The sequence below is a fragment of the Micromonospora nigra genome, from assembly GCF_900091585.1.
Classification (GTDB): Bacteria; Actinomycetota; Actinomycetes; order Mycobacteriales; family Micromonosporaceae; genus Micromonospora; species Micromonospora nigra.
Genome location: NZ_FMHT01000003.1, coordinates 2,137,523 through 2,153,331, shown reverse-complemented (window position 1 = coordinate 2,153,331; position 15,809 = coordinate 2,137,523). Strand labels below are relative to the sequence as shown.

Below are 15,809 nucleotides of genomic sequence, written 5' to 3'. Positions count from 1 at the left end.
CAGGCGGGCGTACACTTTCTGATCGGCGCACAGCGTCCACTCCGGCATGCCCGCCAGCGCTTCGGCGGGATTCGGAGCCGCGGCTGGCGCGGGCTTCTGATCCGAGATCAGACACCCGTGTAAGACGTTGTGGGCCGTCCGGAGCAACCGACGTCAGGACAGCGGAGTACATGCCGAAAAAAGACGGAGCAATCGAGATCGAGGGTCGGGTCATCGAGCCCCTGCCGAACGCCATGTTCCGGGTGGAGCTCGCGAACGGCCACAAGGTGCTCGCCCACATCAGCGGCAAGATGCGGCAGCACTACATCCGCATCCTGCCTGAGGACCGGGTCGTCGTCGAACTCTCGCCGTACGACCTGACCCGCGGGCGCATCGTCTACCGCTACAAGTGAGCCTGACGGCGGCCGGGACGTCCCGTGTCCGTCTTCGACGTCCGGTGTCGCGTCCTCGCGTCGCCGGGCCAGATGGGAAGTAAGGCAACCGTGAAGGTCAAGCCGAGCGTCAAGAGGATCTGCAACAAGTGCCGGGTTATCCGCCGGCACGGCCGGGTCATGGTCATCTGCACCGACCCGCGCCACAAGCAGCGCCAGGGCTGAACCAGATCCGACCGGTCGTGTGACAACACGGTCGGTCGAACCGGTCCGGCCGCAGATCCAGCCAACTCATCATGCTCGTCCCAGCCGCGAGTGGTGCGCATCGCGTACTTCTGCGTGGTTGACCCCCGGTCGGAGGCCGGGGCCCGCTCGGGCAGCGACCACCCGGTCGCCGGTGCTGACAGCGCCGGAAGGACAGGGCGGTCGGTAGCGGGATGGGACGGGTCCACACCTCCGCCACAACATCACGAGGAGCACGCCCGCACATGGCACGTCTAGTCGGCGTCGACCTCCCCCGCGAGAAGCGGATGGAGATCGCGCTCACCTACATCTTCGGCGTGGGTCGCACCCGCGCCCTGGAGACGCTCACCGCCACCGGTATCTCGCCGGACAAGCGTGTCCGGGACCTCACGGACGAGGAGCTGGTCCAGCTCCGTAACCACATCGAGGGCAACTACAAGGTTGAAGGCGACCTGCGCCGCGAGGTCGCCGCTGACATCCGCCGCAAGGTCGAGATCGGCTGCTACGCCGGCATCCGGCACCGCCGGGGCCTGCCCGTGCGTGGCCAGCGGACCAAGACCAACGCGCGGACCCGGAAGGGCCCGAAGCGGACCGTCGCCGGCAAGAAGAAGCCCGGCAAGAAGTAACTAGGAGCGCACAGACTTATGCCACCGAAGGCTCGTGCCGGAGCCGCCGTCAAGAAGGTCCGGCGCAAGGAACGCAAGAACGTCGCCCACGGGCAGGCGCACATCAAGAGCACCTTCAACAACACCATCGTGTCGATCACCGACCCGACCGGTGCCGTCATCTCCTGGGCCTCGTCCGGCCAGGTGGGCTTCAAGGGCTCCCGCAAGTCGACTCCGTTCGCCGCGCAGCTCGCCGCCGAGGCCGCCGCGCGTCGGGCCATGGAGCACGGCATGCGCAAGGTCGACGTGTTCGTCAAGGGCCCCGGCTCCGGCCGGGAGACCGCCATCCGTTCGTTGCAGGCCGTGGGCCTTGAGGTCGGACAGATCTCCGACGTCACCCCGCAGCCGCACAACGGGTGCCGTCCGCCCAAGCGTCGTCGGGTCTGAGAGGTAGAGAGAGATGGCTCGTTACACCGGTGCTGACTGCCGCCGTTGCCGGCGGGAGAAGATGAAGCTGTTCCTCAAGGGCAGCAAGTGCGATGGCCCGAAGTGCCCGTTCGAGTCCCGGCCGTTCCCGCCCGGACAGCACGGCCGCGGCCGCACGAAGGAGACGGAGTACCTGCTCCAGCTTCGTGAGAAGCAGAAGGCCCGCCGCGTGTACGGCGTGCTGGAGAAGCAGTTCCGCGGCTACTACGAAGAGGCCGTCGGCAAGAAGGCCAAGACCGGCGAGGTTCTCCTGCAGATCCTCGAGTCGCGGCTGGACAACGTGGTCTACCGGGCCGGCTTCGCCAAGTCCCGGGACATGGCCCGTCAGCTGGTCAAGCACGGTCACTTCGTCGTGAACGGCAAGAAGGTCGACATCCCGTCGTACCGCATCAAGGAGCACGACATCGTCGAGGTGCGGGGCAAGAGCAAGGAGCTCACCCCGTTCATCGTCGCCCAGGCCGAGGCCGGCTCCAAGACCGTTCCGGCGTGGCTGGAGGCGATCCCCAGCCAGATGAAGATCCTGGTGCACTCGCTCCCGGCCCGTCAGGTCATCGACACCCAGGTCCAGGAGCAGCTGATCGTCGAGCTCTACTCCAAGTAGGGGCTCGTTGCGGTGGCCCGCCCACACCGGGCGGGCCACCGGAACACGTTGTGTCGTGGGCGTCATATGGCGGGCGCCCCGGAAGAGAAGAGAAGACATGCTCATCAGCCAGCGACCGACCCTCTCCGAGGAGTCGATCAACGAGACCCGGTCCCGGTTCACCATCGAGCCGCTGGAGCCGGGCTTCGGCTACACCCTGGGCAACTCGTTGCGGCGTACGCTGCTGTCGTCGATCCCGGGTGCGGCCGTGACCTCGATCAAGATCGACGGTGTGCTGCACGAGTTCACCACGATCCCCGGGGTCAAGGAGGACGTGGTCGAGCTCGTCATGAACATCAAGGAGCTCTGCGTCAGCTCCGAGCACGACGAGCCGGTCAGCATGTACCTGCGCAAGCAGGGCCCGGGCGACGTGACCGCGGGTGACATCCAGCCCCCGGCCGGCGTCTCGGTGCACAACCCGGACCTCAAGCTCGCCACCCTCAACGGCAAGGGCCGGCTCGACATGGAGCTGACCGTCGAGCGGGGTCGCGGGTACGTGACGGCGGCGCAGAACAAGCAGGCCGGCGCCGAGATCGGCCGGATCCCGGTCGACTCGATCTACTCGCCGGTGCTGAAGGTCACCTACCGGGTCGAGGCCACCCGTGTCGAGCAGCGGACGGACTTCGACCGGCTGATCATCGATGTCGAGACCAAGCCGTCGATGGGCCCGCGCACCGCGCTGGCCTCCGCCGGTTCGACGCTGGTCGAGCTGTTCGGGCTGGCCCGGGAGCTGGACGAGACCGCCGAGGGCATCGACATCGGGCCGTCCCCGCAGGACGCGCAGCTGGCGGCGGACCTGGCGCTGCCGATCGAGGAGCTGGACCTCACCGTCCGCTCCTACAACTGCCTCAAGCGCGAGGGCATCAACTCCGTTGGTGAGCTCATCGGGCGTACCGAGGCCGACCTTCTCGACATCCGCAACTTCGGCCAGAAGTCGATCGACGAGGTCAAGATGAAGCTGGCCGGGATGGGGCTGGGGTTGAAGGACTCGGCCCCGAACTTCGACCCGGCGCACGTCGTGGACACCTTCGGCGAGGCCGACTACGACACCGACGACTACCGCGAGACCGAGCAGCTCTAGTCCGCGCTGCCGCCACACCTGAGGAGCACCAAGCATGCCCACGCCCACCAAGGGCCCCCGCCTCGGCGGCAGCCCCGCGCACGAGCGGCTGATGCTGGCCAACCTGGCCACTGCGCTGTTCCAGCACGGCAAGATCCAGACCACCGAGACGAAGGCCCGGCGGCTGCGTCCGCTCGCCGAGCAGCTCATCACCAAGGCCAAGCGCGGCGACCTCGCCTCGCGTCGGCGGGTGCTGGCCGTCGTCAAGGACAAGGACGTGGTCTACTCCCTGTTCGACCAGATCGCGCCCCGGTACGCCAACCGCAACGGTGGCTACACCCGGATCGTGAAGACCGGTCCGCGCAAGGGTGACGCCGCTCCGATGGCGATCATCGAGCTGGTCGAGGAGCTTCAGGTCGCCGCGCCGAAGGCGAACAAGAAGACCGCCGCCCGCAAGTCCGCGCAGCAGGACAAGGTCGAGGCGCTCGCCCCGGCCGACGACACCCCGGCGTCGACGTCGACGCCGGGCGACCAGGACGCCGAGCCGCCGGTGTCGGCCTCCGGCGACACCGCTGCCGCCCGCGAGGACAGCGACCTGGCCACCGAGGAAGGCAAGGTCTGATCCAGACCACCGTCGGGCCCGGCATCCCCCAGGGGGTGCCGGGCCCGATCCGTCAGGGGAGGTACGAGGTGCAGGAGCGCAGCCGGCTTCGGCTGGACGTCGCGTACGACGGCACCGGCTTCTCCGGCTGGGCCGCCCAGCCGACCCGCCGTACGGTGGCGGGCGTGCTGGTGGAGGCACTCGACCTGGTCCTCGGTGCGGGCACCGCGACCGGCCTGACGGTGGCCGGCCGCACCGACGCCGGGGTGCACGCGTCCGGGCAGGTCTGCCACCTCGACCTGCCGACCGCGACGTGGCGGGAGCACGGGCCGAAGCTGCTGCGTCGGCTGGCCCGGCTGCTCCCCACCGATGTGCGGGTGCGCGCGATGACGGAGGTGCCCACCGACTTCGACGCCCGGTTCTCGGCCACCTTCCGCCGCTACGAGTACCGGGTGACCGACGCCCCGTGGGGGGCCGAGCCGCTGCGCCGGCACGAGGTGCTGGCCTGGCCGAAGCCGCTGGACCTCGACGCGCTGAACGCCGCCGGGGCCGGTCTGGTGGGGGAGCACGACTTCGCCGCGTACTGCCGGCGCAAGGAGAATGCGACGACGCTGCGCGAGGTGACCCGGCTGGACTGGCGACGCGACCCGGACGGGATCCTGGTCGCGACGGTGCAGGCCGACGCGTTCTGTCAGGCGATGGTGCGCAGCCTGGTCGGGGCGATGCTGGTGGCCGGGGACGGCCGGCGTGGGGTGGAGTGGCCGGCGGGCCTGCTCACCCGCCGGGAACGGTCCAGCGAAGTGACCGTCGCGCCGGCGCACGGTCTGACCCTGGTAGCGGTCGGCTATCCCGAAGACCCCGCCGAGTACGCCCGCCGCGCCGACCTGACCCGGCGACTGCGGGTGCCGGTCGAGGGCTGACCGGACGCGGCGGGTGCGTGGCCGTCGCCACGCACCCGCCGCCGGCCGGAACGGGGGCTCAGTCCCCGCTGGACCCCGTGCCGTCCTGGCCGCCGGTGTCGTCGTCGGTCCCCTGGTTGGGCTGGGCGGCCGTGCCTCCGTCGGCACGGCGTTCCAGCACGCCCCGGTTCAGGTGCAGCTCGATCAGGTCGAACAGGACCTCGCGTACCGTGGTGTCCCCCGAGCGGATCGTGCTGACGTCGCTACGTGTGACCACCGCGTACGCCAGGTAGTGGCCCCGGACCTGCCAGCCGACGCGGGCGGGTGCGGTCGCCATCGTGTCGGTCTGCTCGTCGGCGGGCATGCCCCGGAACCTGCCCTGCCGCTCGTCGAGAATCTGCCGCACCCGGTCGCGGGCCCGTTCGGCACTGGACCGGTCGGTCAGGTTGAACAACCCCGCGGTGACCAGGTGTTCGCCGTCGGAGGTTCGCAGGGTCGCCCGCACCACCTGGTTGCAGCCGAGGCGGACCAGCAGGTCGGACACCTCGCCCGTGGTCGCGACCGCGCAGCTGCCGCTGGAGTTGGTCCGCAGCACCCGGTAGGCGGGCCGGCCGTCGGCCACCACCAGCGTGTCGCCGGGGAAGACCTCCCGGGCGGTGAGCGGCGCCTGGTCGGTGTCGCGGGAGTCGAGGTCGCTCGTGGTGGGCGTGTGGTCCCGGGTGGTGGCGAGATCTGCGCTGGGTGCCGCCTGCGGCGTGGTGTCCCGGTCGGTGAGCAGGACCGCGCCGATGAGGCCCCCGAGTCCGAGCAGGACCAGCACGGCGGCGGTGCCGACCAGCACCTGCCAGGCCCGGCCGGGGCCGCGACGCGGTGTCGGTTCGCCGGTGGGCCGCGGCGGCTCGTCCGACAGCAGGCTGACGGGCGGTTCCTCCTCGTCGGCCGGCGGTGGCGGTGGCGCGGCGACGCGGGGCGGTGCCGTGGCGGCCAGCACGAGCTGGTTGGGGTGCGGCAGCGACGGCGTGGGGAAGCGCGACGGGGAAGGTCCCGCCGGAGGTGGTGGGCCTTCGGGGGGCGACAGCTCGGGCCCGTCCTCGGAGTGCTTCACGTATGCGTCCTCATCGGACTCGTACCGATACGCCATGTCGCCCAGAGTAGGAGTGTTTGTCCCTTTAGGGGGCAATTTCAGAGAATCTCGGTGTCGACCGTCCCCATGTGGCGGCCACCCGGCCTCCACGGCCGCCACCCGGCCTCCACGACCGCCACCCGTGACGGTGTCCGCCACCCGGCCTCCACGGCCGCCGCCCGGCCCCGTGGCCGCCGCCCGGCCCGGGGTCGGGGCGCCCGTCCCGCGCACTCCCGCGCCGGACGACCGCCCGGCGCGGTGCGAGAATGCCCCGGTGACCGGCGACCACTACTTCACCGCTGAGCCCGCGACCTCCGCGCGCCCGCGCGAGATCGAGTTCACCGTCGCCGACCGCGACTACACGCTGACCTCGGCTGCCGGGGTCTTCTCCGCGACCCGCCTCGACCCCGGCACGGCGGTGCTGCTGCGCAAGGCCGACCTGCCCACCGCCGGCACCACCGGCCACCTGCTCGACCTCGGCTGCGGCTTCGGGCCCATCACCTGCGTGCTCGCCGAGGCCGCGCCCGCCGCCACCGTCTGGGCGGTCGACGTCAACGAGCGGGCCCGCGAGCTGGCCGCCGCCAACGCCGCCCGGGTCGGCGCGGCCGACCGGGTGCGCGTGCTCGACCCCGACGCGGTACCCGCCGACGTCACCTTCGCCCAGCTCTGGTCCAACCCGCCGATCCGCATCGGCAAGGACGGCCTGCACGAGCTGCTGGCCCGCTGGCTGCCCCGGCTCGCCCCCGACGGGGTGGGCTGGCTGGTCGTCGCCCGGCACCTCGGCGGCGACTCGCTGCACCGCTGGCTGGTCGACCAGGGTTGGCAGGTCGACCGGCACGCCAGCCAGAAGGGCTTCCGGGTGCTGCGCGTCACCCGTAATTGACTGGGCCGCCCGACCGCCACTCGGGCAGGATGCCCGCGTGGGATACGTGGACGTGGCAGCAGTCGGGCACACCCTCGCCGACGGGCGGGAACTCTTCGCCGACGTGTCGTTCCGGGTCGGTGAGGGCGCGAAGGTCGCCCTGGTGGGGCCCAACGGCGCCGGCAAGACGACGCTGCTGCGCATGGTCGCCGGTGACCTGCCCGTGCAGACCGGCGCGATCGCCCGAGCCGGTGGGCTGGGCGTCATGCGCCAGTTCATCGGCATGATCGGCGACGAGTCCACGCTGGCCGACCTGGCCCTGTCGTTGGCCCCGCCGGCACTGCGCGACGCCGGTCACCGGCTCGCCGCCACCGAGGCGGCCATGCGGGCGGCCGACGCACGCGACGCGTCCAGCACCGCCGCCGGCAAGGCCCAACTGGCGTACGCGAACGCGCTCGCCGCCTGGGGTGAGGCCGGCGGATACGACGCCGAGGTCCTCTTCGACACCGTCACCACCATCGTCCTCGACCTGCCCTGGGACACCGCCCGCGACCGGCCGGTGCGTACCCTCTCCGGCGGTCAGCAGAAGCGCTTCGCCCTGGAACTGCTGCTGCGCGGCCCCGACGAGGTGCTGCTGCTCGACGAACCGGACAACTTCCTCGACGTGCCCGGCAAGCGCTGGCTGGAGGCGCGGCTCCGCGAATCCGGCAAGTCCGTGCTCTACGTCTCGCACGACCGGGAGCTGCTGGCCCACACCGCCGACCGGGTGGTCGCCGTCGAGGGTGGCAGCGCCTGGGTGCACCCCGGCGGGTTCGCGAGCTGGCACGAGGCGCGGGTGGCCCGGCACGCCCGGCTCGACGAGCAGCGCCGCCGCTGGGACGAGGAACACCAGAAGCTGCGTGAGCTGGTGCTGATGTACAAGCAGAAGGCCGCGTACAACGACGGGCTGGCCTCCCGCTACCAGGCGGCGCAGACCCGGCTGCGCAAGTTCGAGGAGGCCGGGCCGCCGCCCGTACCCCCGAAGGAGCAGGACATCCGGATGCGGCTGGCCGGCGGACGGACCGGCAAACGCGCGGTGATCTGCGAACAGCTGGAGCTGGACGGCCTGACCTACCCCTTCGACCTGGAGATCTGGTATGGCGACCGGGTCGCGGTCCTCGGCGCCAACGGCACCGGCAAGTCGCACTTCCTGCGGTTGCTCGCCCGCGGCGGCACCGACCCCGATCCGGCCAACGGGCCGGTCGACGGCGCGGCGGCCCTCGCCCCCGTGCGCCACGACGGCATGGCGCGGCTCGGCGCGCGGGTCCGCCCGGGACACTTCTCACAGACCCACGACCGGCCCGAGCTGATGGCCAGGACCCTGGTCGAGATCCTGTGGCGGGGCGACGAGCACCGCGCCGGCATGGACCGGCACGCGGCCATGGCGGTGCTGTCCCGGTATGAGCTGGCAGCGCAGGGTGACCAGCGGTTCGGCACCCTCTCCGGTGGCCAGCAGGCGCGCTTCCTGGTCCTGCTGCTGGAGCTGTCCGGGGCGACCCTGCTGCTGCTCGACGAGCCCACCGACAACCTCGACCTGGCCTCCGCCGAGGCGCTGGAGGCCGGACTGTCCGCCTTCGCCGGCACGGTGGTCGCGGTCACCCACGACCGCTGGTTCACCCGCACCTTCGACCGCTTCGTGCTGTTCCGCGGCGACGGAGAGGTGGTGGAGACCTCCGAACCGGTGTGGGACGTGGGCTGACGGGTCGTGGCCTACGCCGGGCCGGGTGCGTCGCCGCCGCATAGAGTGGATCTCGTGACTGAGATGACCTATCGGCGGCTCGGCGACTCCGGGCTCGTGGTGTCCGTGGTCGGCATCGGCTGCAACAACTTCGGCCGCAAGCTCGACCTCGACGGCACCCGGGCGGTGGTCGACGCCGCGCTCGACGCCGGGATCAACTTCTTCGACTCCGCCGACATCTACGGCGAGCCGCACGGCGCGTCCGAGGAGTGCCTCGGCGCGGCGCTCAAGGGCCGCCGCGACGACGTGGTCGTGGCCACCAAGTTCGGCATGTCGATGGGCGGGGCCAACGGCCGCGACTTCGGCGTCCGTGGTTCCCGCCGGTACGTGGTGCGCGCCGTCGAGGCGTCGCTGCGCCGGCTGGACACCGACCACATCGACCTGTATCAGCTCCACGAGCCCGATCCCGGCACCCCGATCGACGAGACCCTGGCCGCCCTCGACGACCTGGTCCGCGCGGGCAAGGTCCGCTACCTGGGCAACTCCAACTTCGCCGGCTGGCAGATCGCCGACGCCGACTGGACCGCGAAGACCCGGGGCCTGACGCGGTTCGTCAGCGCGCAGAACCACTACAGCCTGCTCAACCGGGACGCCGAGATCGAGGTGCTGCCCGCCTGCGAACGTTTCGGCCTCGGCATGCTGCCGTTCTTCCCGCTGGCCAACGGCCTGCTCACCGGCAAGTACAAGCGCGACGAGGCCCCGCCCGCGGGTAGCCGCCTCGCCGGCGGCGGCCGGTACGCGCAGCGCCTCGCCGCCGCCGACTGGGACACCATCGAGGCGATCGGGACGTACGCCACCGAGCGTGGGCTGTCGATGCTCCAGGTGGCGATCGGCGGGCTGGCCGCCCAGCCGGCGGTGGCCTCGGTGATCGCGGGCGCCACCACGGCCGAGCAGGTGCGCGCCAACGCCGAGGCGGGCGCCTGGCACCCCACCGAGGAGGACCTCAAGGCCCTGCGCGCCATCCTCTGAACCCGCGCGCCGCTGAACCCGCCCGGCGACGGCGGCGGAGGGTATCCGGACAGCATGGTGTGACGGTGGGGTCACCCGCCGCCCCGGGTGGCGCCTTCGGGCGGTCGCTGTGAAATCCCGTACCCGCGCTTGGCGGATCCGCCGGTTCGTCGTACGGTGGCACGCAAGTAACCCACGGGAGCCCGGTGCACCGGGCTGAGAGGGGGGCTGACACAGCCCCCGACCGTCGAACCTGATCCGGGTAATGCCGGCGCAGGGAGGAGCGTTGCCGTGCCGTCCCTGGGGCGTCTGCATCTGGTCACCGACACCCGACCCGGGCGTGATCCGCTCGCCGTGGTCTCCGCTGCCCTGGCCGTGGCCCGCGCCGAACTGGTGGTGCAGGTCCGGGTCGAGGACTCGGCGACCGACCGCGAGGCGTACGACCTGACCCGTCGGGTGCTGGGCCAGTGCGCCGTCTACGGGGCGACGTGCCTGGTCAACGACCGGCTGCACGTGGCCCTGGCCGTGGCTGCCGCCGGTGGGCACGTCGGCGCGGACGACCTGCCCGTCGCGGCGGCCCGCCGGGTGCTCGGCCCGGCGGCGGTGCTCGGCGCGACCGCCCGGGAACCGGTGACCGCCGCCGAGGCCGTCGCCGCCGGAGCCAGCTACCTGGGCGTGGGGCCCTGCCACGTCACCACCACCAAGGACGGGCTGCCCGAACCGATCGGCCCCGCCGGGGTCCGCGCCGTCGCGGCGGCCGTCGACGTGCCGGTGATCGCCATCGGCGGGGTCACCGCGGCGACCGTGCCGGCGCTCGTCGCCGCCGGGGCGTACGGGGTGGCGGTGGTGGGGGCGCTGTCGGCCGCCGCCGATCCCGCCCGGGCCACCGCGGAGTTGCTCGGAGCGCTGGGGTGTTGAGCCGGCCGGACGTCGCCGTGATCGGGGCGGGACCGGTCGGCCTGGCGATCGCCTGGCGCTGCGCCGCCCGGGGACTGCGCGTGGCCGTGCACGATCCGGCTCCCGGCTCCGGCGCGTCCCACGTCGCGGCGGGAATGCTCGCTCCGGTCGCCGAGGCGTACTTCGGGGAGCGGGAACTGACCGGGCTGCTCACCGCCTCGGCCGCCCGTTGGCCCGCGTTCGCGGCCGAGCTGACCGAGGCGGCCGGGGCCGACGTCGGACACCGCACCGAGGGCACCCTCGTCGTCGGGCTCACCGGCGACGACCTGGCCGAGGCGCGTCGGCTGTGGGCGTACCAGCAGAGGCTGGGGCTGCCGGTCACGCCGCTGCGCCCCTCGCAGCTGCGCGACCGCGAACCGGCGCTGGCTCCCCGGCTGCGCGGCGGGGCGCTCGCCGCCACCGACCACCAGGTCGATCCGCGCCGGCTCGTGCCGGCACTGCGGACGGCCGCCGAACGGGCCGGTGCGGTGGTGGTGCCCGGCCTCGTGACTCGGCTGTCCGATGTGGACGCCGGGACGGTCGTGGTGGCCGCCGGCTGTGGCGCCGCCGCCCTCGCCGGGCTGCCGGTCCGGCCGGTGAAGGGCCAGGTGCTGCGGCTGCGTGCGCCCGGCGGCGGTGGGCCGGGCTTCCGGCACGTCATCCGGGGGTACGCCGACGGCGAGCGCGTCTACCTGGTCCCCCGCGACAGCGGCGAGGTGGTGGTGGGCGCGACCGAGGAGGAGCGTTCCGACACGACCGTCGTCGCGGGGGCGGTGCTGCGGCTGCTGCGCGCCGCCGTGGACCTGGTGCCGGAACTCGCCGAGTACGACCTGGTGGAGACCCTCGCGGGGCTGCGCCCCGGTACGCCAGACAACGCCCCGATCCTCGGCCCGCTGCCCGGACGCCCCGGGGTGATCGCGGCGACGGGGCACCACCGGCACGGCATCGTGCTCACCCCGGTCACCGCCGACCTCGTCGCCGGCCTGATCGTCGACGGTGTCGCGGACCCCCTGCTGGCCCCGTTCCGGCCCGACCGCTTCGGCACGGAGGAGAACACGTGGAACTGACGGTAAACGGCACCGGGCGTACGGTGCCCGGCGGCGTGACGGTGGCCGACCTGGTCCGGGAGGTCACCCCGCAGCAACGTGGGGTGGCGGTCGCGGTCAACGGCGAGGTGGTGCCGCGTACCGGCTGGCCGGAGACCGTGCTGCGCGACGGTGACCGGGTCGAGGTGCTCAGCGCGGCGCAGGGCGGGTGAGCGCCGTGACCCTCTCCCTCGGCGGCGACGCGTTCACCTCCCGGCTGATCCTCGGCACCGGCGGCGCGGCCAACCTGCACGTGCTGGAACAGGCGATCCGGGCGTCCGGCACCGAACTGGTCACCCTGGCCCTGCGCCGGGTCGGCACCACCCCCGGCGGCTCCGGTGGGCTGCTGGAGCTGCTCGACCGGTGCGGGGTGCGGCTGCTGCCGAACACGGCGGGCTGCTACACCGCGACGGAGGCGGTGAAGGTGGCGCACCTGGCCCGCGACGCGTTCGACACCGACTGGGTCAAGCTGGAGGTGATCGGCGACGAGCGGACCCTGCTGCCCGACGGGGTGGAGCTGCTGCGCGCCGCCGAGGAGCTGGTGGCCGACGGGTTCACCGTGCTGCCGTACACGTCGGACGACCCGGTGCTGGCCCGGCGGCTCGCGGACGTGGGCTGTGCGGCGGTGATGCCGGCGGGCGCACCCATCGGGTCGGGGCTGGGCGTGTCGAACCCGCACCACATCCGGCTGATCCGGCAGAGCGTCGACGTGCCGGTGATCCTCGACGCGGGCATCGGCACCGCCTCCGACGCGGCACTGGCCATGGAGCTGGGCTGCGACGGGGTGCTGTTGGCCAGCGCCGTCACCCGGGCCGCCGACCCGGTGGCGATGGCCACCGCGATGCGGTACGCGGTCGAGGCGGGCCGGTTGGCGTACGGCGCGGGGCGGATCGCCCGCCGCTTCCACGCCCTCGCCTCCACCCCTGACGAGGGCAGGCCGGACCTGTGACCGCGTCGTCGGGGCTCGACACGCGGCCCGGCAGCGGGAGCCGCGCCGTGGCGGTGCCACGGTCCACCCGGAACCCGCCGGTTCCGCCCACGGGGGTCGTGCTGCTCACCGACCGACGGCTGGCGCGGACGCCGCTCGTCGAGGTGGTCGCGGGCGCGGTCGCCGGGGGAGTGCGCTGGGTGGTGCTGCGGGAGAAGGACCTGCCGCGCGTCGAGCGGGCCGCCCTCGCCACCGACCTGCGGGCCGTCCTCGCGGAGGCGGGCGGAACCCTCGTCGTCGCCGGCCCCGACCCGCTCGACGGCGACGCGGTGCACCTGCCCGCCGCCGGCCCGTACCCGCCGCCGCGCGTCGGACTCGTCGGCCGCTCCTGCCACGACGGGGCGGAGCTGGCCCGCCTGACCACGGAGGACTACGTCACCCTCTCGCCGGTCTACCCGAGCCGGACCAAACCCGGCTACGGCCCGCCCCTGCACCCGGCCGGGCTGGCGGCGCTCGTCGCGGCGAGCCCGGTGCCGGTGCTGGCCCTGGGCGGGATCGCAACGGCGGCGCAGGTTCGGGCCTGCGTGCGGGCGGGGGCCACCGGCGTGGCGGTCCTCGGCACCGTCATGCGCGCCGAGGACCCCACCGAGGCGGCCGTCGCGCTGACGACCGTCTTCGGGGAGCCCCAGAGCGCAACGACAGCGGGAGAGTCATGACACCCACCACGGTCCTCACCATCGCCGGCTCGGACTCCGGCGGCGGCGCCGGAATCCAGGCCGACCTGAAGGTCTTCGCCGCGCTCGGCGCGTACGGCACCAGCGTGATCACCGCGGTCACCGCGCAGAACACCCGGGGTGTGGACGCCGTCCTGCCGCTGCCGCCGCGAACGGTCACCGAGCAGCTCGACAGCGTGCTGGCCGACTTCTCCGTGCGGGCCGTCAAGACGGGAATGCTGGGCACCCCGGCCGTGGCCGACGCCGTCGCCGAGGCGGCCAGGGAGGGCCGGCTTCCGCAACTGGTCGTCGACCCGGTGCTGGTGGCCACCAGCGGACACCCGCTCGGCGTGGTCGAGGGCGTCGAGCGGCTGCTGCCGTACGCGCTGGTGGCGACGCCGAACTGCGCGGAGGCCGCCGCCCTCACCGGCGGCCCCGTGACCACGGTCGAGGAGATGGTCGTCGCGGCCCGGACGCTGGCGGCCCGCGGCCCTGGATGGGTGGTGGTCACCGGCGGCGACGTGGCCGCCGACGGCGAGGCGGTGGACGTGCTGCACGGCCCCGGCGGAACCACCCTGCTGCGGGCCCCGCGCGTGCCGACCCGGCACAACCACGGAACCGGGTGCTCGTTCTCGGCGGCCACGGCCGTGCGGCTGGCGCTGGGCGACCCGGTGCCGGCGGCGGTGTCGGCCGCCAAGGAGTACGTCACCCGCGCGCTGACCGGCGCGCGGGACTGGGAGCTGGGCGCGGGACGCGGCCCGCTGGACCACTTCGGCTGGTCCGCTTGATCTTCAGGGAGGCTGTCATGCAGGCACGTCGCAAGGTGTACGTCGAGGGGTCCCGACCGGACGTCCGGGTGCCGTTCGCGGAGGTCGACCTCACCGGGGACAACCCGCCGGTGCGGCTGTACGACACCTCGGGGCCGGGCTCGGACCCCGAGGTGGGGCTACCGCCGCTGCGCGGGCCCTGGATCGCCGAGCGCGGGGACGTCGCCCCCGGTCGGGGTGCCGGAACCCCGCTGGCCGGGGCGGACGGGAAGCGGCCGACGCAGCTCGCGTACGCGCGGGCCGGGATCGTCACGCCGGAGATGGAGTTCGTGGCGGTGCGGGAGGGGATGGCCCCCGAGTTCGTCCGGGACGAGATCGCCGCCGGACGGGCCGTGTTGCCGCTCAACGTCAACCACCCGGAGTGCGAGCCGGCGATCATCGGCAAGGCGTTCCTGGTGAAGGTCAACGCCAACATCGGCACCTCGGCGGTCACCTCGTCGGTCGCCGAGGAGGTGGAGAAGCTGACCTGGGCGACCCGGTGGGGCGCGGACACGGTGATGGACCTGTCGACCGGGAAGCGGATCCACGAGACCCGCGAGGCGATCGTGCGCAACTCGCCGGTGCCCATCGGCACGGTGCCGATCTACCAGGCGTTGGAGAAGGTCGGCGGCGACCCGGTGAAGCTGAGTTGGGAGGTGTTCCGGGAGACCGTCATCGAGCAGGCCGAGCAGGGTGTCGACTACATGACGGTGCACGCCGGGGTGCTGCTGCCGTACGTGCCGCTGGCCGTCGACCGGGTCACCGGGATCGTGTCGCGCGGCGGGTCCATCATGGCCGCCTGGTGCCTGGCCCACCACCAGGAGAACTTCCTCTACACCAACTTCCGTGAGCTGTGTGAGATCCTGGCCCGCTACGACGTGACGTTCTCCCTGGGTGACGGGCTGCGGCCCGGCTCGATCGCGGACGCCAACGACGAGGCGCAGTTCGCCGAGCTTCGCACCCTCGGCGAGCTGACGAAGATCGCCTGGGAGTACGACGTCCAGGTGATGATCGAAGGCCCCGGGCACGTGCCCATGCACAAGATCAAGGAGAACGTGGACCTCCAGCAGGAGTGGTGCCACGAGGCCCCGTTCTACACCCTCGGCCCGCTGACCACGGACATCGCGCCCGCGTACGACCACATCACCTCGGCCATCGGCGCGGCGATGATCGGCATGTTCGGCACCGCGATGCTCTGCTACGTCACTCCGAAGGAGCACCTGGGGCTGCCGGACCGCGACGACGTGAAGGCCGGCGTGATCGCGTACAAGATCGCGGCGCACGCGGCCGACCTCGCCAAGGGGCACCCCGGCGCCCAGGCGTGGGACGACGCGCTGTCGAAGGCGCGGTTCGAGTTCCGCTGGGAGGACCAGTTCAACCTCTCGCTGGACCCGGAGACGGCCCGGTCGTACCACGACGCGACGCTGCCGGCCGAGCCGGCCAAGACCGCGCACTTCTGCTCGATGTGCGGCCCGAAGTTCTGCTCCATGAAGATCACCCAGGAGCTGAAGGAGTACGCGGCACGCGGCATGCAGGACAAGTCCGAGGAGTTCGTCAACTCCGGCGGCAAGGTGTACCTGCCGTTGGCCTGACCGCGCGGGTGGCGGGGCGTCACCGCTGGTGGCGCCCCGCCCACAGGCCGTCCCGGCAGGGCGGTCCGTCCGGCGGTTCCGGTGGCGCCGCCGAAACTCCGGTGGTGCCGGCTGAGCGGGCCGGTTCTCGTGGT

Annotated in this window: 19 protein-coding genes and 1 riboswitch; of the genes, 18 read left to right on the top strand and 1 reads right to left on the bottom strand. The window is 72.8% G+C overall.

Annotated elements, in window-relative coordinates; translation table 11 throughout:
* Positions 1-170 precede the first annotated feature (170 nt).
* The 8 genes from infA to truA all read left to right on the top strand — a co-directional run bounded on the left by infA (position 171) and on the right by truA (position 4,926).
* A complete protein-coding gene (gene infA / locus GA0070616_RS09055) occupies positions 171-392 on the top strand; it encodes a translation initiation factor IF-1 (RefSeq protein ID WP_007073013.1) in 222 nt (73 codons plus the stop codon).
* A 90-nt stretch (positions 393-482) separates the two neighbouring features.
* The gene (rpmJ, locus tag GA0070616_RS09050; RefSeq protein WP_012184307.1) at positions 483-596 is read left to right on the top strand and encodes a 50S ribosomal protein L36; all 114 of its coding nucleotides are present in this window, start codon (positions 483-485) and stop codon (positions 594-596) included.
* A 263-nt stretch (positions 597-859) separates the two neighbouring features.
* Positions 860-1,240 carry a 30S ribosomal protein S13 gene (rpsM, locus tag GA0070616_RS09045; protein ID WP_091079342.1) on the top strand — a complete coding sequence of 127 codons (381 nt, stop codon included), beginning with the start codon at positions 860-862 and terminating at the stop codon, positions 1,238-1,240.
* 18 nt (positions 1,241-1,258) lie between these two features.
* Positions 1,259-1,666, top strand: a complete 408-nt coding sequence (rpsK, locus tag GA0070616_RS09040; protein WP_013288613.1) for a 30S ribosomal protein S11 — start codon at positions 1,259-1,261, stop codon at positions 1,664-1,666.
* Positions 1,667-1,679: 13 nt separating this feature from the next.
* Entirely contained in the window at positions 1,680-2,306 is a 627-nt protein-coding gene (rpsD, locus tag GA0070616_RS09035) for a 30S ribosomal protein S4 (RefSeq protein ID WP_091079338.1), read from the top strand.
* 97 nt (positions 2,307-2,403) lie between these two features.
* Complete coding sequence (locus tag GA0070616_RS09030) at positions 2,404-3,426, top strand: DNA-directed RNA polymerase subunit alpha (RefSeq protein ID WP_091079335.1); 1,023 nt, start codon at positions 2,404-2,406, stop codon at positions 3,424-3,426.
* Positions 3,427-3,460: 34 nt separating this feature from the next.
* Entirely contained in the window at positions 3,461-4,027 is a 567-nt protein-coding gene (rplQ, locus tag GA0070616_RS09025; RefSeq protein WP_091079329.1) for a 50S ribosomal protein L17, read from the top strand.
* 68 nt (positions 4,028-4,095) lie between these two features.
* Positions 4,096-4,926 (top strand): tRNA pseudouridine(38-40) synthase TruA, encoded by an 831-nt coding sequence (gene truA, locus GA0070616_RS09020; RefSeq protein ID WP_091079325.1) that lies wholly within the window; start codon positions 4,096-4,098, stop codon positions 4,924-4,926.
* Between the two features lie 58 nt (positions 4,927-4,984).
* Here the strand turns inward: truA and GA0070616_RS09015 are convergent, their stop codons facing one another.
* Entirely contained in the window at positions 4,985-6,046 is a 1,062-nt protein-coding gene (locus GA0070616_RS09015) for a hypothetical protein (protein ID WP_091079321.1), read from the bottom strand.
* A 256-nt stretch (positions 6,047-6,302) separates the two neighbouring features.
* On the opposite strand from GA0070616_RS09015, the gene GA0070616_RS09010 reads away from it, so the two are divergent.
* From GA0070616_RS09010 to thiC, 10 genes are all read left to right on the top strand, one after another.
* A complete protein-coding gene (locus GA0070616_RS09010; RefSeq protein ID WP_091090309.1) occupies positions 6,303-6,911 on the top strand; it encodes a class I SAM-dependent methyltransferase in 609 nt (202 codons plus the stop codon).
* Between the two features lie 37 nt (positions 6,912-6,948).
* The gene (locus GA0070616_RS09005) at positions 6,949-8,628 is read left to right on the top strand and encodes an ABC-F family ATP-binding cassette domain-containing protein (protein ID WP_091079317.1); all 1,680 of its coding nucleotides are present in this window, start codon (positions 6,949-6,951) and stop codon (positions 8,626-8,628) included.
* A gap of 45 nt (positions 8,629-8,673) precedes the next feature.
* A complete protein-coding gene (locus GA0070616_RS09000; protein WP_175440017.1) occupies positions 8,674-9,636 on the top strand; it encodes an aldo/keto reductase in 963 nt (320 codons plus the stop codon).
* Between the two features lie 164 nt (positions 9,637-9,800).
* Positions 9,801-9,912, top strand: a riboswitch (TPP riboswitch).
* The gene (gene thiE, locus GA0070616_RS08995; protein ID WP_091079310.1) at positions 9,907-10,533 is read left to right on the top strand and encodes a thiamine phosphate synthase; all 627 of its coding nucleotides are present in this window, start codon (positions 9,907-9,909) and stop codon (positions 10,531-10,533) included. (Overlaps the previous riboswitch by 6 nt.)
* Entirely contained in the window at positions 10,527-11,618 is a 1,092-nt protein-coding gene (gene thiO, locus GA0070616_RS08990) for a glycine oxidase ThiO (RefSeq protein ID WP_091079306.1), read from the top strand. Before thiE ends, thiO begins: the two co-directional genes overlap by 7 nt.
* Positions 11,609-11,809: a sulfur carrier protein ThiS gene (thiS, locus tag GA0070616_RS08985; RefSeq protein WP_091079302.1), complete on the top strand. Its 201-nt coding sequence runs from the start codon at positions 11,609-11,611 to the stop codon at positions 11,807-11,809. Before thiO ends, thiS begins: the two co-directional genes overlap by 10 nt.
* The gene (locus tag GA0070616_RS08980; RefSeq protein WP_091079298.1) at positions 11,806-12,585 is read left to right on the top strand and encodes a thiazole synthase; all 780 of its coding nucleotides are present in this window, start codon (positions 11,806-11,808) and stop codon (positions 12,583-12,585) included. The genes thiS and GA0070616_RS08980 overlap by 4 nt, the downstream gene beginning before the upstream one ends.
* A gap of 53 nt (positions 12,586-12,638) precedes the next feature.
* On the top strand, positions 12,639-13,280 hold the full coding sequence (locus GA0070616_RS08975) for a thiamine phosphate synthase (RefSeq protein ID WP_091090305.1): 642 nt from the start codon (positions 12,639-12,641) through the stop codon (positions 13,278-13,280).
* Positions 13,277-14,065, top strand: coding sequence for a bifunctional hydroxymethylpyrimidine kinase/phosphomethylpyrimidine kinase (gene thiD, locus GA0070616_RS08970; protein WP_091079294.1), 789 nt, complete (start codon positions 13,277-13,279; stop codon positions 14,063-14,065). Before GA0070616_RS08975 ends, thiD begins: the two co-directional genes overlap by 4 nt.
* Before the next feature lie 17 nt (positions 14,066-14,082).
* On the top strand, positions 14,083-15,675 hold the full coding sequence (gene thiC / locus GA0070616_RS08965) for a phosphomethylpyrimidine synthase ThiC (protein WP_091079290.1): 1,593 nt from the start codon (positions 14,083-14,085) through the stop codon (positions 15,673-15,675).
* Positions 15,676-15,809: the final 134 nt, after the last annotated feature.

Coding starts and splice junctions, on each gene's coding strand:
- infA (WP_007073013.1), top strand. CDS start 171: ATGCCGAAAAAAGACGGAGCAATCGAGATCGAGGGTCGGGTCATCGAG.
- rpsM (WP_091079342.1), top strand. CDS start 860: ATGGCACGTCTAGTCGGCGTCGACCTCCCCCGCGAGAAGCGGATGGAG.
- rpsK (WP_013288613.1), top strand. CDS start 1,259: ATGCCACCGAAGGCTCGTGCCGGAGCCGCCGTCAAGAAGGTCCGGCGC.
- rpsD (WP_091079338.1), top strand. CDS start 1,680: ATGGCTCGTTACACCGGTGCTGACTGCCGCCGTTGCCGGCGGGAGAAG.
- GA0070616_RS09030 (WP_091079335.1), top strand. CDS start 2,404: ATGCTCATCAGCCAGCGACCGACCCTCTCCGAGGAGTCGATCAACGAG.
- rplQ (WP_091079329.1), top strand. CDS start 3,461: ATGCCCACGCCCACCAAGGGCCCCCGCCTCGGCGGCAGCCCCGCGCAC.
- GA0070616_RS09015 (WP_091079321.1), bottom strand. CDS start 6,046: ATGGCGTATCGGTACGAGTCCGATGAGGACGCATACGTGAAGCACTCC.
- thiD (WP_091079294.1), top strand. CDS start 13,277: ATGACACCCACCACGGTCCTCACCATCGCCGGCTCGGACTCCGGCGGC.
- thiC (WP_091079290.1), top strand. CDS start 14,083: ATGCAGGCACGTCGCAAGGTGTACGTCGAGGGGTCCCGACCGGACGTC.